General features: G+C 67.8%; 22 protein-coding genes, 3 tRNA genes and 2 pseudogenes. 20 read left to right on the top strand and 7 right to left on the bottom strand.

Going from position 1 to position 26518, the window contains the following annotated elements; genetic code table 11:
* Nucleotides 1-120: 120 nt before the first annotated feature.
* Nucleotides 121-609: a YajQ family cyclic di-GMP-binding protein gene (locus ABD893_RS03940; RefSeq protein WP_345076252.1), complete on the bottom strand. Its 489-nt coding sequence runs from the start codon at nt 607-609 to the stop codon at nt 121-123.
* Nucleotides 610-806: 197 nt separating this feature from the next.
* Between ABD893_RS03940 and ABD893_RS03945 the strand changes: the two genes are divergently transcribed.
* The 10 genes from ABD893_RS03945 (at nt 807) to ABD893_RS03990 (ending at nt 6983) form a co-directional block, all read left to right on the top strand.
* Nucleotides 807-888, top strand: a tRNA-Tyr gene (locus ABD893_RS03945).
* Between the two features lie 85 nt (nt 889-973).
* Nucleotides 974-1046, top strand: a tRNA-Thr gene (locus ABD893_RS03950).
* 53 nt (nt 1047-1099) lie between these two features.
* Nucleotides 1100-1176 (top strand) — tRNA-Met (locus ABD893_RS03955).
* A 97-nt stretch (nt 1177-1273) separates the two neighbouring features.
* Nucleotides 1274-1444 (top strand): 50S ribosomal protein L33, encoded by a 171-nt coding sequence (gene rpmG, locus ABD893_RS03960; protein WP_029360274.1) that lies wholly within the window; start codon nt 1274-1276, stop codon nt 1442-1444.
* Between the two features lie 207 nt (nt 1445-1651).
* Nucleotides 1652-2101 (top strand): FAS1-like dehydratase domain-containing protein, encoded by a 450-nt coding sequence (locus ABD893_RS03965; protein WP_345076253.1) that lies wholly within the window; start codon nt 1652-1654, stop codon nt 2099-2101.
* Nucleotides 2102-2165: 64 nt separating this feature from the next.
* Nucleotides 2166-2648 (top strand): MaoC/PaaZ C-terminal domain-containing protein, encoded by a 483-nt coding sequence (locus ABD893_RS03970; RefSeq protein ID WP_345076254.1) that lies wholly within the window; start codon nt 2166-2168, stop codon nt 2646-2648.
* Nucleotides 2645-3772 carry a UDP-N-acetylmuramate dehydrogenase gene (locus tag ABD893_RS03975; protein WP_345076255.1) on the top strand — a complete coding sequence of 376 codons (1128 nt, stop codon included), beginning with the start codon at nt 2645-2647 and terminating at the stop codon, nt 3770-3772. The genes ABD893_RS03970 and ABD893_RS03975 overlap by 4 nt, the downstream gene beginning before the upstream one ends.
* A gap of 85 nt (nt 3773-3857) precedes the next feature.
* Nucleotides 3858-5126, top strand: coding sequence for a serine hydroxymethyltransferase (gene glyA / locus ABD893_RS03980; RefSeq protein WP_345076256.1), 1269 nt, complete (start codon nt 3858-3860; stop codon nt 5124-5126).
* 139 nt (nt 5127-5265) lie between these two features.
* Nucleotides 5266-6165 carry a bifunctional methylenetetrahydrofolate dehydrogenase/methenyltetrahydrofolate cyclohydrolase gene (locus ABD893_RS03985; RefSeq protein WP_345076257.1) on the top strand — a complete coding sequence of 300 codons (900 nt, stop codon included), beginning with the start codon at nt 5266-5268 and terminating at the stop codon, nt 6163-6165.
* Complete coding sequence (locus ABD893_RS03990; RefSeq protein WP_345076258.1) at nt 6162-6983, top strand: exodeoxyribonuclease III; 822 nt, start codon at nt 6162-6164, stop codon at nt 6981-6983. Before ABD893_RS03985 ends, ABD893_RS03990 begins: the two co-directional genes overlap by 4 nt.
* Before the next feature lie 232 nt (nt 6984-7215).
* Here the strand turns inward: ABD893_RS03990 and ABD893_RS03995 are convergent, their stop codons facing one another.
* The 4 genes from ABD893_RS03995 to sdhC all read right to left on the bottom strand — a co-directional run bounded on the left by ABD893_RS03995 (nt 7216) and on the right by sdhC (nt 10668).
* Nucleotides 7216-7977 carry a succinate dehydrogenase iron-sulfur subunit gene (locus tag ABD893_RS03995; protein ID WP_345076259.1) on the bottom strand — a complete coding sequence of 254 codons (762 nt, stop codon included), beginning with the start codon at nt 7975-7977 and terminating at the stop codon, nt 7216-7218.
* Nucleotides 7977-9752, bottom strand: a complete 1776-nt coding sequence (sdhA, locus tag ABD893_RS04000; protein WP_345076260.1) for a succinate dehydrogenase flavoprotein subunit — start codon at nt 9750-9752, stop codon at nt 7977-7979. The genes ABD893_RS03995 and sdhA overlap by 1 nt, the downstream gene beginning before the upstream one ends.
* A 77-nt stretch (nt 9753-9829) precedes the next feature.
* Nucleotides 9830-10288, bottom strand: coding sequence for a succinate dehydrogenase, hydrophobic membrane anchor protein (sdhD, locus tag ABD893_RS04005; protein WP_345076261.1), 459 nt, complete (start codon nt 10286-10288; stop codon nt 9830-9832).
* Between the two features lie 2 nt (nt 10289-10290).
* Nucleotides 10291-10668: a succinate dehydrogenase, cytochrome b556 subunit gene (gene sdhC, locus ABD893_RS04010; protein WP_345076262.1), complete on the bottom strand. Its 378-nt coding sequence runs from the start codon at nt 10666-10668 to the stop codon at nt 10291-10293.
* 442 nt (nt 10669-11110) lie between these two features.
* On the opposite strand from sdhC, the gene ABD893_RS04015 reads away from it, so the two are divergent.
* From ABD893_RS04015 to ABD893_RS04025, 3 genes and pseudogenes are all read left to right on the top strand, one after another.
* The gene (locus tag ABD893_RS04015) at nt 11111-11290 is read left to right on the top strand and encodes a hypothetical protein (protein ID WP_345076263.1); all 180 of its coding nucleotides are present in this window, start codon (nt 11111-11113) and stop codon (nt 11288-11290) included.
* A 114-nt stretch (nt 11291-11404) separates the two neighbouring features.
* The gene (locus ABD893_RS04020) at nt 11405-12655 is read left to right on the top strand and encodes a M20 family metallopeptidase (protein ID WP_345076264.1); all 1251 of its coding nucleotides are present in this window, start codon (nt 11405-11407) and stop codon (nt 12653-12655) included.
* A 126-nt stretch (nt 12656-12781) separates the two neighbouring features.
* A pseudogene (locus ABD893_RS04025) lies at nt 12782-14068 on the top strand (ISL3 family transposase).
* Between the two features lie 1503 nt (nt 14069-15571).
* Here ABD893_RS04025 and ABD893_RS04030 read toward each other — a convergent pair.
* A pseudogene (locus tag ABD893_RS04030) lies at nt 15572-16079 on the bottom strand (transposase); the annotation flags it as partial.
* A 609-nt stretch (nt 16080-16688) separates the two neighbouring features.
* Between ABD893_RS04030 and ABD893_RS04035 the strand changes: the two are divergent.
* The 7 genes from ABD893_RS04035 to ABD893_RS04065 all read left to right on the top strand — a co-directional run bounded on the left by ABD893_RS04035 (nt 16689) and on the right by ABD893_RS04065 (nt 25321).
* A complete protein-coding gene (locus ABD893_RS04035; protein WP_345076265.1) occupies nt 16689-17036 on the top strand; it encodes a hypothetical protein in 348 nt (115 codons plus the stop codon).
* A gap of 608 nt (nt 17037-17644) precedes the next feature.
* The gene (locus ABD893_RS04040; protein ID WP_345076266.1) at nt 17645-18757 is read left to right on the top strand and encodes a BMP family lipoprotein; all 1113 of its coding nucleotides are present in this window, start codon (nt 17645-17647) and stop codon (nt 18755-18757) included.
* A gap of 159 nt (nt 18758-18916) precedes the next feature.
* Entirely contained in the window at nt 18917-20488 is a 1572-nt protein-coding gene (locus tag ABD893_RS04045) for an ABC transporter ATP-binding protein (protein ID WP_345076267.1), read from the top strand.
* Complete coding sequence (locus ABD893_RS04050; RefSeq protein WP_345076268.1) at nt 20485-22086, top strand: ABC transporter permease; 1602 nt, start codon at nt 20485-20487, stop codon at nt 22084-22086. Before ABD893_RS04045 ends, ABD893_RS04050 begins: the two co-directional genes overlap by 4 nt.
* Nucleotides 22083-23420, top strand: coding sequence for an ABC transporter permease (locus ABD893_RS04055; RefSeq protein WP_345076269.1), 1338 nt, complete (start codon nt 22083-22085; stop codon nt 23418-23420). The genes ABD893_RS04050 and ABD893_RS04055 overlap by 4 nt, the downstream gene beginning before the upstream one ends.
* A 13-nt stretch (nt 23421-23433) precedes the next feature.
* Nucleotides 23434-23901 (top strand): cytidine deaminase, encoded by a 468-nt coding sequence (locus ABD893_RS04060; RefSeq protein WP_345076270.1) that lies wholly within the window; start codon nt 23434-23436, stop codon nt 23899-23901.
* Nucleotides 23902-23983: 82 nt separating this feature from the next.
* Nucleotides 23984-25321 (top strand): thymidine phosphorylase, encoded by a 1338-nt coding sequence (locus tag ABD893_RS04065; protein WP_345076271.1) that lies wholly within the window; start codon nt 23984-23986, stop codon nt 25319-25321.
* 30 nt (nt 25322-25351) lie between these two features.
* On the opposite strand, the gene ABD893_RS04070 is transcribed toward ABD893_RS04065, so the two are convergent.
* Nucleotides 25352-26461: an NUDIX domain-containing protein gene (locus tag ABD893_RS04070; protein ID WP_345076272.1), complete on the bottom strand. Its 1110-nt coding sequence runs from the start codon at nt 26459-26461 to the stop codon at nt 25352-25354.
* Nucleotides 26462-26518: the final 57 nt, after the last annotated feature.

Consider the following 26518-nt stretch of genomic DNA (forward strand, 5'->3'; position numbering starts at 1 on the left):
ATTCGACGTCGAACCAGGGCTGATAGCCGGGTTTCTCGTGGGGAAGGCCCCGCACCCTTTCTGGGTGCGGGGCCTTCCTCGCTGTGTGTGACCTGTAGGCGCGACGCCGGCGCGGCAGGGTCAGCGGTAGTTGACGAACTGCAGCGCGACGTCGAGGTCCTTGCCCTTCAACAACGAGATGACGGTCTGCAGATCGTCGCGGCTCTTGGAGGAGACCCGCAGCTCGTCGCCCTCGATCCGCGCCTTGACCGCCTTGGGCCCCTCTTCGCGGATCAGCTTCGAGATCTTCTTGGCATCTTCGGTGCTGATGCCCTCCTTGAGTGCAGCGGCCAGGCGCATCTCCTTGCCGGACTGCTTGGGCTCGTCCACCTCGAGCGCCTTGAGAGAGATTCCGCGACGGATCAGCTTGGACTGAAGCACATCCAGCACGGCGAGAACGCGCTCCTCCGCGTTGGCGACCATGACGATCTCGTCGCCGGTGAGCGTGATCGACGCCCCGGTGCCCCGGAAGTCGTACCGCTGCCCGACCTCCTTCACGGCCTGGTTGACAGCGTTATCGATCTCCTGGCGATCGAGCTTGCTGACGATGTCGAACGATGAATCTGCCACGGTGGGTCCTTCCTTCAGGCGGCCGCAGGGGCGGGCCGCAACTCCATTGTCCATGAGGGGCACTGAGAGCTGTGATGCTCTTCATGCGACCCGAGGCCCCTTCGAGTTCGCATCGGCGGCGGGACGCCGCTATGCTGATTCAGGTCCGCTTCCGGCGGCCACACGATCCAGGTCGGGTGGGCAACGGGAGCAGTCTTGGCAGATTACCCGAGTGGCCAAAGGGAGCTGACTGTAAATCAGCTGGCATCGCCTACGTGGGTTCGAATCCCTCATCTGCCACCGCGGAGGGTCCATGTGATCCGAAGCACCGGGGCCCACCCCTGAATTGCCTCCGGGCAAAGAGGCGGGTAAGGTTCACCGGGTTGCCCTGATAGCTCAGTCGGCAGAGCGTCTCCATGGTAAGGAGAAGGTCAAGGGTTCGATTCCCTTTCAGGGCTCTGATGGATGCGGCGGCCCGTTCTCATTCGAGACGGGCCGCTTCGTCGGTCATGCCGAGGTAGCTCAGACGGTTAGAGCGCACGACTCATAATCGTGAGGTCGCGGGTTCGATCCCCGCCCTCGGTACCACACCGGTCAATACCGGCGTGCAGAATCCACATCCCCTGAGCACGGGGACCCACGCGACGCGCTGCGGAGTGCGTCACCCGGACGAAAGAGGCGAACCGTGGCGAGCAAGAGCTCTGACGTGCGTCCCAAGATCACCATGGCTTGTGTTGATTGCAAGGCGCGCAACTACATCACCAAGAAGAACCGTCGCAACACCCCGGATCGGCTCGAGCTCTCGAAGTTCTGCCCGACCTGCGGCAAGCAGACGGCGCACCGCGAGACCCGCTGAGCGAGTCGCACGCACTTCCTCGAAGGCCACCCGGATTCTCCGGGTGGCCTTCGTCGTTCCCGGAGTACTCAGCACAGGACCGGGGCGCCGCGGCGCGGGGGAGCTCCAGCGTGTCAGCCAGCGAGCGCGCCGCCGCTGCGGCCCGACGGTGAGATGATCGAGGGGTCCATCATCGTCGGCTCCGCCGACTCGACCTCGGGAGACATCGTGACCACCACCCCCGATCCCGCCTTCGCAGGGCGCAGTTATCCGGCCGGACCCGTGCACACGGTCTCCGCCGCAAAGATCATCGAGTTCGCCCACGCCACCGGCTCCTCCTCGCCGCTGCACAGCGACCCCGAGGCTGCACGCGATGCCGGGCATGCCGGCGTCGTCGCTCCTCCGACGTTCCTGGTCTCCCTCGCGCAGGCCACCGAGGCGCAGTACATCGAAGACCCCGCCGCAGGTATCGACTTCCGCCGGGTCGTGCACGGGGAAGAGACCTTCACCCTCCATCGGCCAGTCGTGGCAGGAGACCGCCTGGTGCCGACCCTCACCGTCGAAGCGGTCCGCGCTGCCGGTGGTCACTCGATGATCACCACCCGCGTGGACCTGGCTGATGAGTCCGGCACTGGTGTCGCCAGCGTGCGCAGCATGCTCGTCGTCCGCGGCGCCTGACCCGGGCTCGCGCCCGCCGCACCCATCCTCGCCACGCCCGCCTCCCCGCCATCCAGGAGCAGACATGACCGCCACCACGCCCAGCCCTGTGGACCTCGCCGATCTGGTCGTCGGCCAGAAGCTCGCCCGCACCCAGCATGAGATCACCCGCGACACGCTGGTGCGATATGCCGGCGCCTCAGGGGACTTCAACCCCATCCATTACAACGACACCGTTGCCACCGAGGCAGGGCTCCCGGGCGTCATCGCCCACGGCATGCTCACCATGGGCACCGCAATCACCGGGCTGCTCGACGCGATCGTGGACCCCACCGCGGTACGTGCCTACACAACCCGGTTCACGAACCCGATCCCGGTGCCCGCGACCGGTGTCGCCCTCCTCGAGGTGAGTGCCGTCGTCGGCGCGATCGATGAGTCGGCACGCACCGCCAGGGTGGACATCACCGCAGAGGTCGACGGCACCAAGGTGCTCGGCCGTGCCCGTGCCACCCTCGCCCTCCCGGCTGCCGACGATTCAGAGGCACAGACCGGGAACGATGCCGCATGAAGCTCTCTGACCTGACCACCCTCCGGATCGGAGGGAAGATCCGGAAGCTGGTCGAGGCGCGCACTGCCGAAGAGGTGATCGAAGCGGTCGCCGCCGCCGATGCCGCAGGCGAGCAGCTCCTGGTGCTCGGGGGAGGCTCGAACCTGGTCGCCTCGGATGCGCCGTTCGACGGCACGGTCGTGCTGCTGCGGGACCCGGAGGAGCCGCCGCTGCTGGACGCCACCTGCGAGGTGGGCGCGTCCGGAGAGCCCGACGGGATCCCCGTGGATCCCGCCGATCTCACGCCACTGGATCCGACCTGCGGTGGCGCCATCGTCGAGTACTTCGCCGGCGTGAACTGGGACCGCGCGGTGCGCTATGCGATCGCCCGCGAGATGGTCGGGATCGAGTCGCTCTCGGGCATCCCCGGCACCGTCGGCGCCACCCCGATCCAGAACGTCGGCGCCTACGGGCAGGAGGTCGCCTCGACCATCTCCCGCGTGCGCACCTGGGACCGGGAGAAGAACGTGGTGCGCACCTTCTTCGCCGCCGACTGCGGGTTCGCCTATCGCGACAGCATTTTCAAGCGCACCCGGTACGCGGGTCCCGTGCCCTCCGCCACAGGACGCTATGTCGTCCTCTCCGTGACCTTCCAGCACACCATCGGTTCTCGCTCCGCCCCGATCCGCTACGGCCAGCTCGCCGAGGCGCTCGGCGTCGAGGTCGGGGACCGGGCACCGATGAGCGAGGTGCGGGACGCTGTGCTGCGGATCCGCAGCGCCAAGGGCATGGTGCTGGACCCTCTGGACCACGACACCTGGAGTGCTGGCTCGTTCTTCACCAACCCGATCCTTGCGCCGCACGAGGCTGCGCTCCTGCCCGAGGACGCACCGCGCTATGACGTCGACGGCGGGCGGATCAAGACCAGCGCCGCGTGGCTGATCAGCCACGCCGGCGTCGAGCGGGGACATGCGCTGGGGGAGCGGGCCGCCGTCTCCACCAAGCATTCTCTTGCTCTGACCAACCGCGGCGGCGCCAGCAGCGATGACCTGGTGGCGCTGGCACAGGACGTCCAGCAGAGGGTGGAGAATGCTTTCGGCGTGCACCTGGTCCCTGAGCCGGTGCGTCTCGGCCTCGAACTCTGAGCCGTCCTGCCGGGATCCGGCCCCGCGTCCTAAGATGGCAGGACGGCGTCCATCGCCTATCCGCCCCGACACTGCAGGAGGCCCAGTGAACGTCCTCGACCAGTCCATCTCCGAGCTCGACCCGGACATCGCCCAGGTGCTCGACCGTGAGCTGGCCCGCCAGCAGCGCACGCTCGAGATGATCGCGAGCGAGAATTTCGTTCCCCGCGCGGTGCTGCAGGCACAGGGGTCCGTGCTCACGAACAAGTACGCCGAGGGCTACCCGGGCCGCCGCTACTACGGTGGCTGTGAAGAGGTCGACGTCGCCGAGCAGATCGCGATCGACCGTGCGAAGGAGCTTTTCGGCGCCGAGCACGCCAACGTGCAGCCCCACTCGGGCGCCTCCGCGAACGCCGCGGTGATGCATGCTCTGGCCCGTCCCGGCGACAAGCTCATGGGGCTTTCCCTGGCACACGGCGGCCACCTCACCCACGGCATGAAGATCAACTTCTCCGGCCGTCTCTACGAGATCGTCGCCTATGAGACCGAGCCCGAGAACGGCCAGATCGACATGGCCAAGGTGCGCGAGCTCGCCATCGCCGAGCAGCCCAAGGTGATCGTCGCCGGCTGGTCCGCCTACACCCGCCAGCTCGACTTCCCCGCCTTCCGCGAGATCGCCGACGAGGTCGGCGCAGTGCTCTGGGTCGATATGGCGCACTTCGCGGGTCTGGTCGCTGCGGGGCTGCACCCGAGCCCCGTTCCCTACGCGGACGTGGTCTCCACCACCATCCACAAGACCATCGGCGGGCCCCGCTCCGGCATGATCCTGTGCAAGGAGAAGTGGGCCAAGAAGATCGACTCTGCTGTCTTCCCCGGGCAGCAGGGCGGCCCGCTGATGCACGTCATCGCGGCGAAGGCGATCGCGCTCAAGATCGCCGGCACCGAGGACTTCAAGGACCGTCAGGTCCGCACCCTCGAGGGCGCGAAGATCCTCGCCGATCGACTCCAGGCGGAAGACGCCAAGGCGGCTGGCGTGAAGCTGATCTCCGGCGGCACCGATGTGCACCTGGTGCTGGTGGACCTGGTGGACAGCGAGCTCGACGGCCAGCAGGCCGAGGACCGCCTGCACGAAGCCGGAATCACCGTGAACCGCAACGCCGTTCCCAACGACCCGCGCCCACCGCGGGTCACCTCGGGCCTGCGCATCGGTACTCCGGCACTGGCCACGCGCGGCTTCGGCAAGGCGGAGTTCACCGAGGTCGCCGACGTCATCGCCCTGGCACTGACCGGCGGTGCGGACATCGAATCGCTGCGTGCGCGCACCGCAGCACTCGCTGAGTCGAAGCCGCTGTACGCCGACCTCCAGCAGTACTGAGCAGCCTCGTGGGGCCCGGCACGATGCGCCGGGCCCCACTGCTGTCCCTGCACCTCACCTCAGCACCCGGTCCCCGCGTCGAGGGCATCCGCCACTGGCCCTGCATCACCCATCACCCCCTGAGAACCCAAGGAGCGCTATGACTGCCCAGATCCTCGACGGCAAGGCCACCGCGAAAGTGATCAAGGAGGAGCTCGCCGAGCGCGTCGCCCGACTCGTCGAGGCAGGGCATCAGCGCCCGGGCCTTGCGACCGTCCTGGTCGGCGAAGATCCGGGCAGCGCCGCCTATGTGCGCGGGAAGCATCGTGACAGCGAGCAGATCGGGCTGCACTCGATCCAGAAGCACCTCCCGGCCGACGCCACCCAGGAGGACGTCGAAGCGCTCGTCGACGAGCTGAACGCTGACCCCGACTGCACCGGATACATCGTGCAGCTCCCGCTTCCGAAGCAGATCGACACTGACGCGATACTCGAGCGGATCGACCCTGCCAAAGATGCCGACGGGCTGCACCCGACGAACCTCGGGCGCCTGGTCCTGAACGCCTACACCGAGATCGATACCCCGCTGCCCTGCACCCCGCGCGCCGTGATCGAGCTGGTGCAGCGACATGGTCAGGACTTCCGCGGCAAGGACGTGGTGGTCGTCGGCCGCGGCATCACCGTCGGCCGCTCGATCGGTGCACTGCTGACACGGCGCGAGCACAACGCGACCGTCACGCTGTGCCACACCGGGACCACGGACCTGCCCTCCCACCTGCGCCGCGCCGATGTGATCGTGGCCGCCGCCGGCGCCGCGCACCTGGTGCGCGCCGAGGACGTCAAGCCCGGCGCGATCGTGCTCGACGTCGGCGTCTCCCGACGAGAGGACCCCGAGGGAGGCAAGGCGAAGCTCGTGGGCGATGTGGATCCTGCGGCGGCCGAGGTTGCCGGCTGGATCAGCCCGAACCCTGGTGGCGTCGGGCCGATGACCCGCGCGCTGCTGCTGAAGAATGTCGTCGAGGCGGCCGAGCGTGCCGCCGGGATCGAGGTGCCCGCATGAGCCTGACCATCGCGACCGTCAACGTCAACGGACTGCGTGCCGCCGCCCGGAAAGGGATGGGCGACTGGCTCGCCTCCACTTCCGCGGACGTCATCACCCTGCAGGAGGTGCGCGCCCCGGAGGAGCTGCTCGCCGACCTGGTGGGGGAGAGCTGGTCCATCGTGGGGGAGGTCTCGCAGCTGAAGGGGCGCGCCGGGGTGGCGATCGCCGCCCGCACCTCGCTGGAGCGGATCGACCTGGCCGGGGTGCGCCACGGCCTGCCGGGCCTGACCGAGGACGCCCACACCGGCCGCTGGCTCGAAGCAGACCTCGAGGATCCGCTGGGAGACGGCACCGCGATGACGGTCATCTCCTGCTACACGCACTCGGGCAATACCGAGAAGCCGCAGACGATGATCGACAAGTACGCGTTCCTCGACGCGATGATGGAGCGCCTGGAGGCGCTGCGGGGCGACGGACGCCACGTGGTGCTCACCGGCGACATCAACATCGCCCACACCGAATGGGACATCAAGAACTGGAAGGGCAATCTGAAGTCCGCCGGGTTCCTGCCCGAGGAGCGCGCCTACCTCGACCGTCTCACCACCGCGGCGGGCTTCGTGGATGTGCATCGCACCCTCCACGGGGACGGTCCCGGCCCCTATACCTGGTGGTCGCAGCGAGGGAAGGCCTTCGACAACGACGCAGGCTGGCGGATCGACTACCAGCTCGCCACCGCGGGCCTCGCCGCGAAGGCCACCTCCGCCCAGGTGGACCGTGCCCCCAGCTACGACACCCGCTGGTCCGATCACGCCCCGCTGCTGGTCAGCTACTCCTGAGCTCCAGAGCACGGCCTGACCCGCCTCGGGCCCGGCCGTGCTCTGCGTGGCCCGACCTTGGCCCACCGAGGCCCGGACCGTCCCTTGGCCCACCGAGGCCCGCCAGAAACGACGAATGTGCGCTGAGGACCGATGATCTCTCGAACATCGGTCCTCAGCGCACATTCATGGGTCTAGCGGAACTGGGTCCTGCGGGGCAATGCCAGCCTGACGGGCGGCCTGAGCCGAAGGCTCAGACGCGGCCGCGGATCACTGCCTGCTTGACCTCGGCGATCGCCTTGGTGACCTGGATGCCGCGGGGGCACGCCTCGGTGCAGTTGAAGGTGGTGCGGCAACGCCACACGCCCTCCTTGGAGTTCAGGATCTCCAGTCGCTGCTCACCGGCATCATCGCGCGAGTCGAAGATGAAGCGGTGCGCGTTGACGATCGCGGCGGGACCGAAGTACTGCCCATCGGTCCAGAACACCGGGCACGAGGAGGTGCACGCGGCGCAGAGGATGCACTTGGTGGTGTCGTCGTAGCGCTCGCGCTGCTCGGCGGTCTGCAGCCGTTCCCGGCTGGGCTCCTGGCCCTTGGCGACCAGGAACGGCATGACCTCCTTGTAGGAGTCGAAGAACGGCTCCATGTCGACGATCAGGTCCTTCTCCACCGGGAGGCCCTTGATGGGCTCGACGGTGATGGGCTTGCTGATGTCGAGATCCTTGAGCAGAGTCTTGCAGGCCAGACGGTTGCGGCCGTTGATCCGCATCGCGTCCGAGCCGCAGATCCCGTGCGCGCAGGAGCGCCGGAAGGTGAGCGATCCATCCTGGTGCCACTTGACCTCGTGCATCGCATCCAGGACCCGGTCGGTGCCGTGCATGGTGACCGTGAAGTCCTCCCAGTGCGTGCCCTTGTCATCCTCGGGATTGAAGCGCGCAATGCGCAGGGTGACCTGGAACGAGGGGACCTCGCTCGCGCCGGTCTCGGCCTGGGGCTTCTCAGCGACGGCAGTCATCAGAACGTACGCTCCTTCGGCTCGTAACGGGTGATCACGACGGGCTTGGTGCCCAGGCGGATCGAGGTGCCCTCGAGACCCTCCTCGTCGGGGAGGGTGCGATAGGCCATGGTGTGCTGGAGGAAGTTGACGTCGTCACGCTTCTCGTAGTCCTCACGGAAGTGACCGCCGCGGGATTCCTTGCGCTCCAGCGCGCCCAGCGCCACGATCTCTGCGAGGTCCAGCAGGAAGCCCAGCTCGACGGCTTCCATCAGGTCGAGGTTGTACCGGCGACCCTTGTCCTGGATGGCGACCGTCTCGTAGCGCTTCTTGAGTCCCTTGATGTCGGAGAGGGCCTGGCGGCAGGTCTCGTCGGTGCGGAACACCTGGACGTTCGCGTCCATCGTCTCCTGCAGCGCGCTGCGGATATCGGCGATGCGATCCTCGGTCGCAGGGCGGTCCCGCAGCCGCTCGAGCAGCTCGACGGTGGGCAGCTCGAGGCCTTCCGGCAGCTCGGGCAGGTCCACGGTCGCGGCATGTGCCGCGGCGGCGATGCCGGCGCGGCGACCGAAGACGTTGATGTCCAGCAGCGAGTTGGTGCCCAGGCGGTTTCCGCCGTGCACGGAGACGCATGCGGTCTCCCCGGCGGCGTACAGCCCGGGGATCACGTCGGTGGCATTGCGGAGCACCTCGCCCTGGACATTGGTGGGGATGCCACCCATGCCGTAGTGCGCGGTGGGGAACACCGGGATCGGATCCGTGTACGGCTCGACACCGAGGTAGGTGCGGGCGAACTCGGTGATGTCCGGGAGCTTCGCATCAATGTGCGAGGGCTCGAGGTGGGTGAGGTCGAGGTAGACGTAGTCCTTCTTCGGGCCGGCACCGCGGCCCTGTCGCACCTCGTTCGCCATCGCTCGCGCGACCACGTCACGAGGAGCGAGGTCCTTGAGTGTCGGGGCGTAGCGCTCCATGAAGCGCTCCATCTCGCTGTTGCGCAGGATGCCGCCCTCACCTCGGGCCGCCTCGGAGAGGAGGATGCCCAGGCCGGCCAGGCCGGTCGGGTGGAACTGGAAGAACTCCATGTCCTCCAGCGGGATGCCGCGCCGGAAGGCCATCGCAGGGCCATCACCGGTGAGGGTGTGGGCGTTCGAGGTGGTCTTGAAGATCTTGCCGAAGCCGCCCGAGGCGAAGATGACGGACTTCGCACGGAAGATGTGCATCTCGCCGGTGGCCAGCTCATAGGTGACCACGCCGGACGCACGCACGCCCTCGTCGCTGCGGGGGTCGCCTGTCATCAGCACATCGAGCACGTAGTACTCGTTGAAGAACTCGACCTCCTGCTTCACGCAGTTCTGGTAGAGGGTCTGCAGGATCATGTGGCCGGTGCGGTCCGCGGCGTAGCAGGACCGGCGCACCGGGGCCTCGCCGTGATCACGGGTGTGACCGCCGAAGCGTCGCTGGTCGATCTTGCCCTCGGGCGTGCGGTTGAACGGCAGGCCCATCTTCTCCAGGTCGAGCACCGCGTCGATGGCCTCCTTGGCCATGATCTCTGCGGCATCCTGATCGACCAGGTAGTCACCGCCCTTGACGGTGTCGTAGGTGTGCCACTCCCAGTTGTCGTCCTCGACGTTGGCGAGGGCGGCGCACATGCCGCCCTGGGCAGCACCGGTGTGGGAACGGGTGGGATAAAGCTTGGTGACGACTGCGGTGCGGGAGTTCTTCGAGGACTCCAGGGCTGCGCGCATGCCGGCACCGCCGGCGCCGACGATCACCACGTCGTAGTTATGGGTCTGCATGTCTGGTGACTGCTCCGTTTCGGGTCGACCGGGAAGAAGGAAAGGGGCGGCCGAGGGGATCGGCCGCCCCGGGGGCGTCAGCCCTCGCAGAAGGAGGGCAGCAAGCTCGGCTCGGCACCGACCGGGCAGGGATCGAAGGTGAAGATCACCAGGGTGCCCAAGATGATCGTGACCACCACGGCGAAGTACAGCAGGCCCTTGAGGACCATCCGCAGGCGGGGGCCGCGGGCGTAGTCGTTGATGATCGTGCGCACGCCGTTGCCGCCGTGGATCAAGCCGAGCCACAGCATCAGCAGGTCCCAGACCTGCCAGAACGGGTTGGACCACTTACCGCCCACGAAGGCGAAGTCGATGCCCTGAACACCCTGACCGAGCCAGAGGTTCACGAACAGGTGGCCGAAGACGAGGATCACCAGCAGCACGCCGGAGGCTCGCATGAACATCCACGAGAGCATCTCGCCATTGATACCGCGCTGGGCGGTGCGGCGGTAACGGGTGGTGGGATCTGGGATCGAGGTGCCAGTCTGTGCAGTCATGGTCACGCTCCGAACATGTGCATGAGGTGGCGGGGGAGGAAGCCGGCCATGAGAATGGCCCACACGATCACCACACCCCAGAACAGGCTGCGGTGGCGCTTGGTCCCCTGGGACCAGAAATCCACCAGGATGATGCGCAGGCCATTGAGGGCGTGGAAGAGGATCGCGCCGACGAGGCCGACCTCACCGAGGCCGAACACGATGGTCTTGTAGTGCCCGATCACCTCGTTGTACGCCTCGGGGGAGACACGGACGAGAGCGGTGTCCAGGACGTGCACCAGCAGGAACAGGAAGATGAGCATTCCTGAGATGCGGTGGGCGACCCAGGACCACATGCCTTCGCGTCCGCGATAGAGCGTCCCGGATTGGGCTGAAGCCACGGAGATCCTCCAGAAGCGTCGGGATGAAGCCGGGAACAGTGATGCGATGCCATGGGCGAGGCGCGCGGTGCGACCGGGCAGAACTCGGGCGACCATCGCGTCCGGGGCGCCTCGCAGGCGACCTTTCACGACACGGCGACATCATCATCGCCCCCGACAGGGGCATTGCCAGCGTAGCACCAGGCAGGGCCCCTGATGTGCCGCGCGGCATGGCCCGTGGCGTCGGTGGGGATGGGCTCTGAATCTCGAATGTCGGACTGGCACGCTGGGGAAATGCCCCCGGGGCGTGGTGTGACCGCGATGCCTGTCAGCTGTGCCAGCACGAGACTGTGGCCGCTCTCACGCCGCTCCCGCGTCGCTCTCGGTCCAGGCCTCGCCAGGAGCTGGCGGGGCGGGACCATCTACCCAGCGCGTCGATGTCGGGGGTCGGGAGGTCCGGGGGTTGGGAAGCACTGTGGTCGATGCCGTCTCCGCTCGGACCACGGTGTACGGTGCCACGGATCGCCACATCGCCCTGGTCGGGCTGGACGGCATCGGCATCCTCGACACCGAGGACGCGCTGCTGGTGCTCGCTGATGCATACGCGCAGGACCTCACGACGCTTGTCGCCCGCCTTCCATAGTGGGAACCGTGTCATCTGCGCTGACGTCGACCGCCCGCAACGGCCACCGCGAACGGCGCCGGCCCCGGCGAGCCTCGCCGTCGGTCATCCCGGACGGATGCAGGGAGTGCACAGGTGGAGCAGTCGGAGCAGGTGCTGCTGGGGACCGGGCAGCAGCGGTTGATGTTGGGCCCGGAGGGCCTGATCGCCCGGACGGTGGCTGAGAAGTCCGCGGACCTCCGCGAGGTCAGGCGACATCTCCACCGCCACCCTGAGCTCTCCCACCAGGAGTACGAGACCACCGACTACATCGCCGAGCAGCTCCTGGCGCTGGGCCTCTCTCCGCAGCGCATGGCGCACACCGGCCTGATCTGCGACATCCCGGGCAATGACCCTTCGCTCGGGCTGATGGGATTGCGTGCCGATATGGATGCGCTCGGCATTCCCGAGCTGAGTACCGTCGCCTTCCGCTCCTCCGTCGACGGGGTGTCTCATGCCTGCGGGCACGACGTCCACATGAGCGCGGTGCTGGGTGCGGCGACAGCCCTGGTTCGGGTGGCAGAGGTCGGCGGTCTGCAGCGAGGGGTGAGGCTGGTCTTCCAGCCCGCTGAGGAGATGCACCCCTGCGGCGCCCTCGAGCTGATCGGCCAGAACGTGCTGGACGGTGTGGACTCGATCCTTGCTCTGCACTGCGACCCGGGCGTGGACGTCGGGCACATCGGATTGAAGTCCGGCCCGATCACCTCCGCCACGGATCCGGTGAAGATCGAAGTGCGCGGGGCCGGCGGCCACACGTCCCGACCCCATCTCACCCAGGATCTGGTCTACGCGCTCGGCTCGATCGCCACTCAGCTGCCGGCCGCGCTCACCCGTCGCATGGATCCGCGCTCGGGCGTGAACCTCACCTGGGGCAGCATCCATGCCGGCTCCGCCTTCAACGCGATCCCCAGCAGCGGCACCCTCGAGGGAACCCTTCGCTGCCTGGATCATGACGCCTGGGACCGGGCCGAGGAGCTGCTGGAGTCGGTGCTCGCAGATCTCGTGCGTCCCTGGGGCGTCGACGCCCGGGTCACGCACGACCGCGGCGTGCCGCCGGTGTCCAACAGCCCCGCCAGCGTCGAGGTGCTGGCCGCCGCGGTGCGTGGCGTGCTCGGCCGGGAGAATCTCGATCCGACCGCGCAGTCCCTCGGAGGCGAGGACTTCGCCTGGTACCTCGAGAAGGTGCCCGGAGCGCTGGCCCGGCTCGGGACCCGTACCCCGGGCGGCCGCACCTTCGACCTCCACATGGGGGACCTGATGATCGACGAACGCGCGATCGGGATCGGTGCCTCGGTGCTCGCGTCGGCCTGCGTGCAGCGGGATCTGCTCCCCGCCCATCATCGGTGAGGTGCCTTAAGGGGCTCTTCCCGGTTCGTGGTGAAGGGGAGTGTCGCGTCGCTGGCGTGAAACGGCTCGTGGTCCTGCTGTGATGGGTGTTGTCAAGACATCCACATTCCAGAGGACCACGAGCCTGTGCATGAGAGTACTGGTTCGCAGCGGGATGCTGCGAGCACGATCTTCAACCTGCCCGATTACCGCGTCACATACGCCGTCGACCTGCCCGATGGAGGCCGGCGGGTGGTGATCGTCTCGACCGTCCCGCCGGGCTGTCCTGCCTGCGGGGTGCTCGCGACGAAGGTCCACTCCCGCCGAATGCAGCAGGTCAGGGACGTTCCCGTGGCCGGAGCGGCGTCGGTGGTGTGGGCCAAGCGGCGCTGGTTCTGCCTGGAGCCGGCCTGCGCCCGGGGCACCTTCGCCGAGTCCACCGAGCAGGTCCCCCGATACGCGCGTTCGACGACCCGGCTGCGGGATCAGGTCGTTTCAGCGGTGATCTCCTCCGGCCGGGCGGCCTCGGAAGTCGCCCGTGCCCACGGCGTCTCGTGGTGGCTGGTCCAGGCCGCGCTGGCGGCCGCTGCCGTGGCCCTTACCGATATCGATAAGACCACCGTGACCCGGCTGGGAGTCGATGAACACCGCTATCGATCAGTGCGCAGGTTCCGCACCGAGGAAGGCTCCTGGAGACGGTTCGAGCCGTGGATGACGACGCTGGTCGACCTGGCCACCGGGCAGGTTCTCGGCATCGTCGACGGGCGGGACTCCAGGGCCGTCGGTGACTGGCTCGCCCAGCGCTCTGAGGTCTGGCGGGAGCGGATCGAGATCGTCGCGATCGATCCCTCGGCCGCGTTCCGCAAGGCGCTGCGGACCTACCTGCCCCGCGCCGCGGTCTCGGTCGACAAGTTCCACCTGGTCAAGCTCGGAAACGACATGGTCACCACCGTCCGTCAGCGCCTCGCCCGCACCCACCGCGGCCGTCGGGGCCGCAAGGACGACCCGGCCTGGGCTCACCGGATGCTGCTGCTACGCGGCGCTGACACCCTCACCCCACGGGCCTGGGAACGACTGGAGAAGGTGTTCCGCACCGATGACCCCACCGACGAGCTCTCGGCCGCCTGGGGCATCAAGGAGCAGCTACGGCGCCTGCTGGCCACCGACACCCTGGCCCAGGCTTGGGACGAGCGGATGCGGATGGGCTACTTCGCCCAGATCGCGAACATGCCCGAGGCGACGAAGCTCTACGACACCGTCGTGACCTGGTGAGAGGCGATCGAGGTCCTCATCGTCACCGGCGCGACCACCGCGCGCGTCGAGGCCGCGAACACCAGCATCAAGAACATCAAACGCACCGGCCGCGGATTCCGTAACCCCGAGAACTACCGGACCCGTATCCTGCTGACCAGCGCCGCGAGAACCGTAGCGTGAACACCCGCCACGGCAGGGTCATTCACCACGAACCGCGAAGAGCCCCTTAAGGACAGATAGGGTTGTAGAACGGCGCTCCTGACCTGGATGTATAGGAATTTCCCGAGCCCATGCTTCCTAGGTTGAAGGTCCACCTTCATGGACAAGATCACACGGATGCAGGTAGGTTCCGCGCCAGTGCGGTTGGCAGCGCGGGCGGAGCTTTTTGAACGAGGCTGTGCGCGCTTAGCCTCAAAGCAGTTCAGTTCGTGATATCTGTGTAATAGTTGGATTCTTGCTGAGGCTCGACGACCCCGGCACCCCGTCTGCTGAAGTATCTCGCTGAGAACAGCTCCGTAGGAGCCGGGTCCATCTGTGGTGATAAGTAAGTACGCCATCGAGGTCTCCTTCGGTTCGGCGTGCGATCCACTCTCGTGCGCGTCGCAGCCCTGCGGGGCTGGTCGGAACGGCTTTCCGTTTAATGAGACCTTCATTGAGAGACCCGGTGGGCGCGTAACTGTGGGTTGCGGCATGACTGTCGATTCCGATGACGTATCGGTAGATGTCCCCACGGTGGCAGGCAGACTATTCATGACGATGTTCCTCTCGAATCGCTGGGACGGGAGGTCGTTGCCAGCGTCGGCCCAGGACGAGAGTCACTACGAGGCGGGCCTGCAATGAGCCACACCGAGGGGATCATGATCCACTCGGTGGACATGCTTCTGATCAAGCCATCGTGGTGGGCCAGGGCTGGCGTCGGCACCTAGCGCGCGCGCCGGACAGATCTCAGGAATGAAACCCGCAGGGGCCAGCCGATTCACGAGTCACGACGAGCGTCGGGCTGCCAGCACCAGCCCTGCCAGCCAGCCCCGGGCCGGCCACCACCAACACTTACAGCCGATTCAGTATTGCGCTCACTCAAACCGTCGGCTAGCGTGTTACAGACCACAGTGGCTGTGGAATTGGGATTTTGCTATTGAGAGGTGTCTCCAATGTTGCGGACAGTCCGTTCAAAGTTGGCTTCAATGCTGGGCGTGGCCGCGCTCACGTTTGCGGTATTTGGCATGGTGGCACCCGCGAATGCCGCCTCCGCGCCAGACTGTACAAGGTGGGCGGTCGGTAATGTTGGATATGTGTCATGCTCGGGCGGCACCGGAAATTATGCATACAAGGCTGTCGCGCAATGCCGTGGACCCTTCGGCGGGCTGTATAATAAATCGGGAGGCTATGTCGGGAAGGGGACGCCACAAACTTCCGTCAACTGCGGCGCGCATGCCCTTGTTTGGCATAATGCATTCGTTATGTCCAACTAACCTCTATGCCGTTAAGTTAGGGTTTGGGTGAGGTAGGTCGGCGATTGCGCCGGTTGCGGCCATGAGGCGTGGAGGGCGCGTTTGACGTGCCACTTGGTGTACTTGCGTTTGACGACACGAGGGTTCGCGCGTCGTCGTCCGGACCGGATTCAGGCGACGGAGCAGGCGACGCATGAACGTCATCCAGGACCGGTGGCAGGCTTCTGGGTCGTCAGGGGGAAAAATCGCCCGCGTGGGCGATGGACTGGCGGATGATGCGAAGGGCCGCGACGAAACTGACCCGGTTGGGATCGCGCCCGGCGTGAGCCGCCGTGTCGGCCATGGGGGTGCGGATCGCGTAATGGCAGCACAGGTGCCCCCCAGATCTCTTGGAGCACCAGGTCAGGCGACTTGCTGCGCAGCACCGTGCGCGGGCCCCGCTGGTGAGTTTTCAGCTCGCCGAGGGCTGTCTCGATCTCCCACCGTTGGGTATACGCCGCAGCCAGTTCAGTCGCTGAGACCTCGTCGGCATCGAGCATTGTGGTGAACAATCGGTACGACCCGGGGTGGCCCCGCCCGTCATCGATCGCGTAGTCGACTACCCCTACCCGCACCCGACGCGCTGCGGCCGGGTGGGTTTGGCGCAGGTCCGCCAGCCACGACCCATCGGGCAGATCCTCGACATGAACCGGCTTGGGTGCGGAGCGGTCGGTGCGACCCCACAGCAAGTCCGCCCCGGTCAGGAGGGTGCTCAGCGACGGAGCCGGGGACTATCGGGAGGAAGTGGGCAGGTGCGCGTGACCTGCCAGGACGATCCCGACCCAGAGCGATCGGTCCGAGAGGCTACTGATCTTCTGACGGGCATGCCGAGCGATGGTCGCGGGGAATTGGACCAAGTCGTGTCGCACCCGTTTGGCTCCCACCGCTGCGTGGGTTGGTCGGCGTAGCCGAGCATTCCCGTCCAGACCGAGATTTCGCTGGCCAACGCTACGATTTGGCAACAGATCCGGTTCCGCCCGAACGGAGTCCGGAGCAGGCTCTCAACCCCGAACTTTCATGAGGTCGGTAGGTCAGCTCAGGCTCAGCCCTCATCCAGCGAGACTGGAAGGGTCGGGAGTGGTGTAGTTACGCAAGAATGCCCCGTTGGGCCGGGATCACCAGGGTTTTGATGATTGTTACCACGCGCGCCAATCGACCCGGTCCAAGGGAGAATCCTTCATGCGCGGTCACTTCACGGACTCCAGCCCATTTTCGACTACCCGGACCTCGTGTCTGCCGCGGGACTGCCCGCGGTGTTGAACCTCGCTGACAGAGCCGGTTTCTCCGGCTTGTTGGACAAGTGCCTGTCCGTGCCCACACCCAGTGTGTCGGCCAAGACCCGCGCTCTGCTGGCGGGGATGTTGGCCGGGGCGGACGATATCGACGGGATGGACGTCCTGCGAGCCGGCAGCATCCCCGTAGTGCTGGGCGAGGTGCGTACTCCCTCGCCGCTGAGCACCTTCCTGCGTTCGTTCGCCCACGGCCACGCCCTCCAGCTCGGCCGGATCGATCGGCCACTGCAGGCCCGACTCTCCAGCGTGTTGTCCTCGCTGCTGGGTGAGGGGCGGGTGCTGGTCGATCTCGGCGACACCATCCGTGAGCTGCACGGCTACCGGAAACAAGGGTGGCCTATGGCTACATCAAGACCAAAGGTCTGAATGCGATGGTCACGGCGATCTCGACGAAGGACTCGGCACCGTTGACCACCCCCGCCGGGCTTCGGCGCGGCAACGTCCGTTCCAGTGAGAACGCGGGCTGACACGCCTCGCGCGCACTGACTCAGGCAACTGATCTGGCAGCGGACCAGCAGGCGCTGCTGAGCGCGGACAGCGTGTTTTGCACCCGCGAGACCGTTGCGGTACCCCAGCGGGCCGGGGCCGAGGCCCGGTTGTCGATCACGATCCCGGCGTAGCCACCTACTCGGTACCCGCACTAAGGATGGTCTTACCTTCCACAATCACATGGAGGATCTGATGATCGGCGAGCGTGGATCGGCATCGGCGCGTTCGTGCTCGTCGCGGCATGTGTGTCGCGGGATCTCCTCCTGGTCTGACCCAGCGGTCACGGATCGTTCCTCGGCGGCGCGCGCAGATCCTCCATATACGTCACCTCCGCGTCGATTTCATAACGGTTCACGGACTGGGACCGAAGCGGCCCCACGCGGGTGCTCCTCGCGGATATGGTCCAGATCGCACTGCGACAGCGCTGTCGCGACGGACCCCACGGGGCGTATCCGGCCCCCCGTATCTCCACCGGAGGAACCTTCATGAAGAGCATCACGCGTGCGCTCGCCCTGGTCGGCGCCGGCGCCTTGACCCTCGCCGCCTGCGGCACCGCCCCGGAGGAGAACGCCGGCGACGGCAGCAGCGATGCCGGTGGCGGCAGCGACTATAAGGCCTGCATGGTCTCCGATGCCGGCGGCTGGGACGACAAGTCCTTCAACGAATCCAGTTACAAGGGTCTGATGAACGCCGTCGACGTGCTCGGGATCGACCATTCCACCGCGGAGTCCACCACCGTCTCCAATTTCGAGCCGAACATCAACAACATGATCACGCAGAACTGTGATCTGATCATCACCGTCGGCTTCCTGCTTGCTCCCGCCACCGGCAAGGCCGCGCAGGAGAACCCCGACACCGACTTCGCGATCGTCGACTCCACCGCGCAGGACGCCGACGGCGCCCCGCTCGAGCTGGAGAACGCCAAGCCCCTCGAGTTCAACACCGCGGAGGCGGCATTCCTGGCCGGCTACCTGGCCGCGGGCATGACCGAGACCGGCAAGGTCGCCACCTACGGCGGCGTGGACATCCCCACCGTCACCATCTTCATGGATGGCTATGTCGACGGCGTCGCCCACTACAACGAGACCCACGGCGAGGACGTCGAGGTGCTCGGTTGGAACAAGGAGACCCAGTCCGGCTCCATCGTCGGCACCTTCGAGGACCAGTCCAAGGGCAAGGCAGTCTCTGACGAGTTCTACAACGCCGGCGCAGACATCGTGATGCCGGTGGCCGGGCCCGTGGGCGCCGGCACCCTGGCCTCCGCCAAGGAGGGCGAGGACCGCAAGGTTATCTGGGTCGACGCCGACGGCTTCGAGACCAACTCCGCCGATCCCGAGGCCCAGGAAGTCATCCTCACCTCCGTCATGAAGGAGATGACCGTGGGCGTCGAGGACGTCATCGCCGGTGCTGCCGGTGGCGAGTTCGACGGCACCCCGTACGTCGGCACCCTCGAGAACGGCGGAGTGGGCCTGGCCCCGTTCCACAATTTCGAGGATGATGTCCCGGCCGAGCTCACCGAGGAGCTGGACGCCCTCGAGCAGTCGATCATCAGCGGCGACGTGGTCGTCGAGTCCGAGGCCTCTCCCGCGGGAGCCTGAGCATCTGCTGACCGGAGCGCGGTCCCCGCTTGCAAGGGCGGGGGCCGCGCCCCATGTCTGAACACGACTGTCTGAATACCACTTCTGAACACCACTGTCTGCACACTGCTGTGTGAACACCGCCGGGGCACCCGGCCTGCACCGACGGAAGCGAGCGCTGTGAAACTCGAACTGCGCGGGATCACGAAGACCTTCGGGGGATTCGTGGCCAATGACGCCATCGACCTGGTCGTCGAACCCGGGGAGATCCATTCCCTGCTGGGCGAGAACGGGGCCGGCAAGTCGACCCTGATGAACGTCCTGTACGGGCTCTACCGACCCGATGGCGGCCAGATCGTCATCGACGGCAAGCCGGTCACCTTCTCCGACCCCGGTGATGCGATGGACGCCGGCATCGGCATGGTCCATCAGCACTTCATGCTGGTCCCCGTCTTCACCGTCGCCGAGAACATGGTGCTGGGCAACGAGCCGACCAAGGGCGGGCTGCTCGACCTCGCCGCCGCAAGGAAGCTGGTGCGCGAGATTTCCGCCCGCTTCGGCTTCGATCTGGACCCCGACGCACTGGTCGAGGACCTGCCCGTCGGCGCCCAGCAGCGCGTCGAGATCATCAAGGCGCTCAGCCGTCGCGCCGAGGTGCTGGTGCTGGATGAGCCCACCGCCGTGCTCACCCCACACGAGACCGACGAGCTGATGGAGATCATGCGTCAGCTGCGGGACGAGGGCACCTCGATCGTGTTCATCACCCACAAGCTCCGTGAGGTCAAGGCGGTCTCCGACCGCATCACCGTGATCCGTCGCGGCAAGGTCGTCGGCGAGGCCGACCCTTCCGCGGACCAGGCGGAACTCGCATCGCTGATGGTGGGTCGGCAGGTCTCGCTCGCTCAGGACAAGGCTGTGGCCGCCCCCGGTGAGATCGCGCTCGAGGTCACCGACCTGCGGGTCACCGATCCTGTCGGGACCAGGACCCTCGACGGCGTCTCCTTCGAGGTGCGCCACGGCGAGGTGCTCGCGATCGCCGGCGTCCAGGGCAACGGCCAGACCGAGCTCACCGAGGCCCTGCTGGGGCTGCAGGAGACCGTGCACGGCTCGGCGAAGCTCGAAGGCCGCGAACTGGTCGGCCGCACAACCAAGCAGGTGCTCGACGCCGGCGTCGGCTTCGTCCCCGAGGACCGCACCCACGACGCGCTGATCGCCGATTTCTCCGTTGCCGAGAACCTGGTCCTGGACCAGCACGACCGCCCGCCGTTCGGCAGCGCGGTAGCGATGAAGCTGAAACCGATCCGCGAGAACGCGGAGCAGCTGATCCCCGAGTTCGATATCCGCACCGAGTCGCCAGTGTCCGCAGTGTCCACGTTGTCCGGCGGCAATCAGCAGAAGGTCGTCATGGCCCGGGCGCTCCACCGCAAGCTCGCCCTCCTGATCGCCTCCCAGCCCACCCGCGGCGTGGACGTGGGCTCGATCGAGTTCCTCCACCGCCGCATTCTCGACGAGCGGGACAAGGGCACCCCGGTGGTGATCGTCTCCACCGAGCTCGACGAGGTCACCCAGCTCGCAGATCGCATCGCCGTGATGTACCGCGGCAAGATCCTGGGGATCGTTCCCGGGGACGAGGATCGCGATGTGCTTGGCCTGATGATGGCCGGCTACAGCGTCGAGGCCGCCCGTGAAGCCGTCGCCGCCGGTGCCCGCACCGCCGACTCCCAGCTCGCCGACGAAGGAGATATTGCATGACCGCCTCCGAGGCAGGCTCCGCCCCCGGCATCGGGGCCGGCAGCTCCGACACCCCGCCACCGCCCGCTGAGTCAGCGGAGAGCGCTCTGGCCAGGACCCTGCAGAGGATCGCTCGCGGCGACCTGCTGGTCGTGGCGATGAGCTTCGTGTTCGCCTTCCTGATCGGCTCCGTGCTGATCGTGATCGCCAACCAGGAGGTCCGTGGGACCCTCAGCTATTTCTTTTCCCGCCCCACCGACGCGCTGTCCGCGATCTGGCAGTCGGTCACCCAGGCCTATGGCGCCATGTTCCGCGGAGCGATCTTCGACATCCCCGGCTACACGCGGGCTGCCGAGAGCGTTCGGGAAGCCGGCGGGTCCGGCACCTATGTGCTGTTGCCGGCTCTCTCCGCCGGGCTGCGGCCTCTGACCGAGACCCTCACCGTGGCCACCCCGCTGATCATCGCGTCCGCGGGGATGGCCGTCTCCTTCCGTGCCGGGCTGTTCAACATCGGCGGTACCGGCCAGCTGATCGCCGGCGCGATGGCCGCTGGCTACGTGGGCTTCACCTTCGAGCTCCCCATCGTGGTGCACTTGCTGGCCTGCCTGATCGCCGGCGTCCTCGCCGGTGGGGTGTGGGGCGGCATCGCTGGTTTCCTCAAGGCCCGTTTCGGCGCCAACGAGGTCATCAGCACCATCATGCTGAATTGGATCGCCACCTATCTGCTGTTCTTCGCGCTGAAGACCGCAGCATTCACCGGTGTCAACCAGTCCCAGCCCACCTCGCCCTCCGTGGGTGACAACGCGGTGCTGCCTCTGTTGCTGGGCTCCGGGTTCCGTCTCCATGCCGGCCTGTTCCTCGCTGCCGGGGCGGCTGTGCTGCTGTGGTGGCTGATGAGCCGCTCGACCATCGGCTTCCACTTCCGCGCCGTGGGCTCCAATCCGCGTGCCGCGCAGGTCGCCGGGATCTCACCGGCCCGCACCTCCTTCCTGGTGCTCGCTGTCGCTGGGGCCCTGGTGGGTCTCGCCGGCGCCGTGCACGTGCTCGGCACCGAGCAGAGGCTGACCGAGGGTGTGGCCGGGAGCCTCGGCTTCGATGCCATCACCGTGGCGCTGCTGGGCCGCTCGGGCCCGATCGGTATCGTGCTCGCGGGCCTGCTCTTCGCGGGGCTGTCCACGGGTGGGCGCTTCATGGAATCCAACCAGGGCGTCCCGCTGGACCTGGTGCAGGTGATCCAGGTGCTGGTGGTGCTGTTCATCGCCGCCCCGCCGCTGGTGCGGACGCTGATCGGCCTGCGCCGCATCGACCATCCCGGCGCCGCCGCTCGCGTGCGCGGTGCCCGCCGTGCCCGGACCGGTGCCGAGAAGGTCGCCGTCGCCTCCGGCGCCGCTGCCACTGCTGCCGCTGCCGCCGACGCGGCGGGTGGGACGACCTCGGACGAGCCCGGACTCGGCACCGTCGAGGCCTCCGACGCCCCCGGAGCTGCGAGCACCGCGACCAGCGGCGGACCGCCAGATCCCCACGCGACCGACGACACCGATCCTTCCTCCCCGGACGGACCGACCCCCGCAGCGGACTCGCCCGAGGACCGCACCGATGCCCAGGAGGAGGAGCGATGAGCACTGCACCTCACGTCGTCGCCGACGACTCTCCGGTGGAGAAGGCATTCACCGACGTCCGCCCCACGAGCTGGTGGCACCTTCCAGCCACTACCACCGTGATGGGCCTGCTCGCTCTGGTCGTCTTCGGCCTGCGCGGGATCCCGGGTGTGGATTCCGCCTACGTCGTGGTCCATGACAGCGATCTGAACCCCTTCGGCCTCATCCCCGAACGGATCGTCATCCCGTCGATGGGCGGCGCGATCGCGCTGTCCGTGATCGCGCTGCTCGCCTCGGCCGCGCTCTGGGTGCTGCATGCCCGCAGCGCCCGGCCGCCGGCCCGAGCACGACTCACCCTGATCGCCCTCTTCGCGGTGGTCTGGATCCTGGCGTTCATGACCTGGGTGATCTCGCAGCGCACGCTGGATGTGACCACCCTGCTGCAGGGCACCATCGTGCTCGCCGTCCCGCTGGCCTTCGGCGCCCTGTCCGGGGTGCTCTCGGAGCGCTCGGGCGTCATCAACATCGCGATCGAGGGGCAGCTGCTGTTCGGTGCCTTCGGGGCCACCCTGGTCGGCTCGATCACCGGCAGCGTCTGGATCGGTCTGCTGGCCGCCCCGCTCGTCGCCATGTTCATGGGCGCGCTGCTGGCCATGTTCGCGGTCGGCTATCACGTCCAGCAGATCATCGTCGGCGTGGTGCTGAACGTGCTCGCGATCGGGCTCACCTCGTTCTTCTTCGGGTCCGTGATGAGCGACAACCCCGGGCTGTTCAACGCGCCGATGCGCCTGCCCACGCTGCGGATCCCCGTGCTGGCGGACATCCCGCTGGTCGGCGCCGCGCTGTTCGAGCAGAACATCCTCGTCTACCTGATGTGGATCATCGTCGCGGGACTGACCATCGCCCTGTTCCGCACTCGCTGGGGCCTGCGGGTGCGCGCCGTCGGCGAGCACCCCAAGGCTGCCGACACCGTCGGCATCGCCGTGAACCTCACCCGCTGGAAGAACGTGCTGCTGGGCTCGGCGGTCGCAGGCCTCGGCGGGGCGACCCTCACCATCGGCACCGGAGTCGCCTTCGGTGAGGAGATGTCCGCCGGCAAGGGCTACATCGCGCTCGCCGCGATGATCCTGGGCCGCTACCACCCCATCGGCGCACTCCTCGCGGCGCTCACCTTCGCCTTCGCGGATTCGCTGCAGCTGCGCCTGGGCACGATGTCCGCCGCTGAGGGCGGAGTCTCCATCCCCGGTGACTTCCTGCTGATGCTCCCGTACGTCGTCGCCCTGTTCGCGGTGGCGGGCGTCGTGGGCCGGGTGCGGGTCCCGGCGGCCGACGGCCAGCCATACCTCAAGGAGTGAGAGCATCGACAGCATGAGCACCAGCGAGCCCGCAGCGGGCGGGATTTCTGACCAGGACCGAACCATTCCCGACGACGCCGAGTTCGAGCGCCTGCTCGCCGTGGCACGGGAGATCGCCGAGCGCGCCTACACCCCGTACTCCCACTTCCGGGTGGGGGCGGCCGGTCTCACCGAGGATGGCCGCCTGGTGCGCGGCTGCAACGTCGAGAACGCCGGCTACGGCGTCACCCTCTGCGCGGAGTGCGGGATGATCAGCGAGCTGATCGCCGGCGGCGGCGGCAGACTGCGCCGCTTCGTCTGCGTCGGCGGTGACGAGCAGCTCCGCCGCGAGGAGCGCGGCGTGGTCATGCCCTGCGGCCGCTGCCGGCAGCTGCTCTCGGAGCACGCGGCACCCGACCTCGTGATCCTCACCCCCGAGGGACCGCGCGGAATGGACGCCGTACTGCCCCAGGCCTTCGGACCTGCTGATCTCCTTCCCTGACCAGAACCGACGCACCGCTGAACACCCCAGCGCGGTTGCAGATGCAAGCAGTGCGGCACCCGCCCCGACCCGAGGAGCACCCATGACCCAGAACCCCGCAGCGGATCCCGCAGAGCGACCCGGGAAACACGCCGTCGAACCCTTCGACGTCGTCGACGTGATCCACACCAAGCGTGATGGCGGACGCCTCGAGGACGGCCAGATCGACTGGGTCGTCGACGCCTACACCCGCGGCGTGGTCGCCGAGGAGCAGATGGCGGCGCTCGCGATGGCCATCTTCCTGCGCGGCATGGAGCGTGCTGAGATCGCCCGCTGGACGCATGCGATGATCGCCAGCGGCGAGCGGATGAACTTCGCTGCGCTCTCGAAGCCCACCACCGACAAGCACTCCACCGGCGGAGTGGGGGACAAGATCACCCTGCCGCTGGCACCCCTGGTCGCTTCCTACGGGGTCGCCGTGCCGCAGCTGTCCGGCCGCGGGCTCGGCCACACCGGCGGCACTCTGGACAAGCTCGAGGCGATCCCCGGCTGGCGCGCCGACCTCAGCAATGAGCAGATGATGGCGCAGCTCGAGAACGTGGGTGCTGTGATCTGCGCGGCCGGTTCCGGCCTCGCCCCGGCGGACAAGAAGTTGTACGCCCTGCGCGATGTCACCGGCACCGTCGAGGCGATCCCGCTGATCGCCTCCTCGATCATGTCCAAGAAGATCGCCGAGGGCACCGCGGCGCTCACCCTGGACGTGAAGACCGGTGCCGGCGCCTTCATGAAGGACGAGGCCGACGCCCGCGAGCTCGCACGCACCATGGTCGCGCTCGGCACCGATGCAGGAGTGCGCACCGTCGCCCTGCTGACGGATATGTCCGCGCCGCTGGGCCGCACCGCCGGCAACGGCCTCGAGGTGCGCGAGTCCCTCGAGGTGCTCGCCGGCGGGGGCCCCGCCGACGTGGTCGAGCTGACCTGCGCCCTGGCCCGCGAGATGCTCGAGGCCGCCGGGGTGCACGATCCCGATGTGGAGGCTGCGCTCGCCGATGGTCGGGCGATGGATTCCTGGCGCGCAATGATCTCCGCCCAGGGCGGCGACGTCGACGCGCCGCTGCCGGCCGCGCAGCACATCGAAGAGGTCCGGGCCACCGAGGACGGCGTGGTCACCGGACTCGACGCGATGGGCGTGGGCGTGGCCGCCTGGCGGCTCGGCGCCGGCCGTTCCCGTCCGGGCGAAGCCGTGCAGGCCGCAGCCGGGGTCGAGATCGCCGCACATATCGGTGACCAGGTGAAGGCCGGGGATGTTCTCGCCCGCCTGCACACCGACACCGCCGGGCGGATGCCGCGCGCCATCGAGTCGATCGAGGGATCCTGGACCCTCGCCCCGGCGGGCACCGAGGTTCCCACCCGCAGGATCGTGCTGGACCGCATCGGCTGAGCGGCGCGCTGTGGGCGGCCGCCGCAGGCGTCAGGGGCCGACGGCCCTGGTCCCCGTCTCCCGGCGGCGCAACGCGGGCAGGATGTGCTCGACCATCAGCGGCGCCAGCCGACCGGTGCCGGACGGAGCCGCAGAGACCGTCACCGGAATCCACCGGTGGTCGGCGAGCTCGGCACGGACCTGCAGCGGCGAGGGCAGCGGGACGCGGGTGGTGAAGACGCTCGAGCGCACCGTGGTGCCGGGCTCGTTCGCCGCCATCGCCTCGAACTCGCCGAGCTCCTCGAGATCCGACGCGTGCATTTCCACCCCGAGCTCCTCCTCTACCTCGCGCAGGGCGGCCTCGCGGGGGCTCTCCCGACCGTCGAGCTTCCCTCCCACCTGCATCCACGATCCGGTGCCGTGCTTGCGCACGCACAGCAGCTCGGTGCGGTGAGCGGACCCCTCCGGTGCCTCGCGCAGGAAGCAGACCGCTGCGATCCGCAGCTGGGCGGTCTCCGGCGATCCTGCCCGGCAGTGCCGCTCCGCCTCGGCCAGCAGCACCAGCTCGCGGAGGCGACGGATCGCCGCACGCAGGCCGTAGGGGCGCAGACCCGCCCGTTTCCAGCGCTCCACGTACCGGTTCTGCTGGCGGGCCAGCGCCGTGCCCCGCTGGAGCAGGATCGGCACCGGCTTGCGGTGTTCGCGCAGATCCCGCGCCAGCCGCAGACCGAAGACCACGGGCACTGGCCGGTCCAGCACGATCGCCTCCGCCAGCAGCCCGGCGGCGGCGAGCGGCGCGATCAGTTCAGCGGCGAAGATCCCCTCGGCGATCAACAGCGGGGACTCTCCGATATCGAGCCGGCCGGTCCCAGTGCGACGTGACTGCGAGATCGAGTACGTCGGGATCTCCGCGGCGCCCTCGTGGGCCAGCGCCGTGAGTGCGACCAGCGCAGCCCCACCGTCCCAGGAGGCAGGCAGATCCCAGTCGGGAATGCCGAAGCGGCGCGGCAGGGAGGCATCGTCACCCTCGCGGTAGAAATCATCGAGGTTCAGCGCCGGCACGCCGGAGCGTTCGACGACTTCTCCTTTGCCACTTCCCGAGGGGCCGGTCAGCAGGACGATCCGGCGTGGGGCGGGGGACGGCAGCGGGGAGGTTCTCACGACCGTCGAGTCTAGGACAGCACTCGTTCCACTCCTGCTGGACGGGCCGAGTTCCCC

The organism is Brachybacterium paraconglomeratum (assembly GCF_039541415.1).
Lineage (GTDB): Bacteria > Actinomycetota > Actinomycetes > Actinomycetales > Dermabacteraceae > Brachybacterium > Brachybacterium paraconglomeratum_A.

Excerpts from the sequence above, each read along its gene's own strand:
- ABD893_RS03970 (WP_345076254.1), top strand. The coding sequence starts at position 2,166 with ATGACCGCCACCACGCCCAGCCCTGTGGACCTCGCCGATCTGGTCGTC.
- ABD893_RS03975 (WP_345076255.1), top strand. The coding sequence starts at position 2,645 with ATGAAGCTCTCTGACCTGACCACCCTCCGGATCGGAGGGAAGATCCGG.
- ABD893_RS03985 (WP_345076257.1), top strand. The coding sequence starts at position 5,266 with ATGACTGCCCAGATCCTCGACGGCAAGGCCACCGCGAAAGTGATCAAG.
- ABD893_RS03990 (WP_345076258.1), top strand. The coding sequence starts at position 6,162 with ATGAGCCTGACCATCGCGACCGTCAACGTCAACGGACTGCGTGCCGCC.
- ABD893_RS03995 (WP_345076259.1), bottom strand. The coding sequence starts at position 7,977 with ATGACTGCCGTCGCTGAGAAGCCCCAGGCCGAGACCGGCGCGAGCGAG.
- sdhA (WP_345076260.1), bottom strand. The coding sequence starts at position 9,752 with ATGCAGACCCATAACTACGACGTGGTGATCGTCGGCGCCGGCGGTGCC.
- sdhD (WP_345076261.1), bottom strand. The coding sequence starts at position 10,288 with ATGACTGCACAGACTGGCACCTCGATCCCAGATCCCACCACCCGTTAC.
- ABD893_RS04040 (WP_345076266.1), top strand. The coding sequence starts at position 17,645 with ATGAAGAGCATCACGCGTGCGCTCGCCCTGGTCGGCGCCGGCGCCTTG.
- ABD893_RS04050 (WP_345076268.1), top strand. The coding sequence starts at position 20,485 with ATGACCGCCTCCGAGGCAGGCTCCGCCCCCGGCATCGGGGCCGGCAGC.
- ABD893_RS04055 (WP_345076269.1), top strand. The coding sequence starts at position 22,083 with ATGAGCACTGCACCTCACGTCGTCGCCGACGACTCTCCGGTGGAGAAG.
- ABD893_RS04060 (WP_345076270.1), top strand. The coding sequence starts at position 23,434 with ATGAGCACCAGCGAGCCCGCAGCGGGCGGGATTTCTGACCAGGACCGA.
- ABD893_RS04065 (WP_345076271.1), top strand. The coding sequence starts at position 23,984 with ATGACCCAGAACCCCGCAGCGGATCCCGCAGAGCGACCCGGGAAACAC.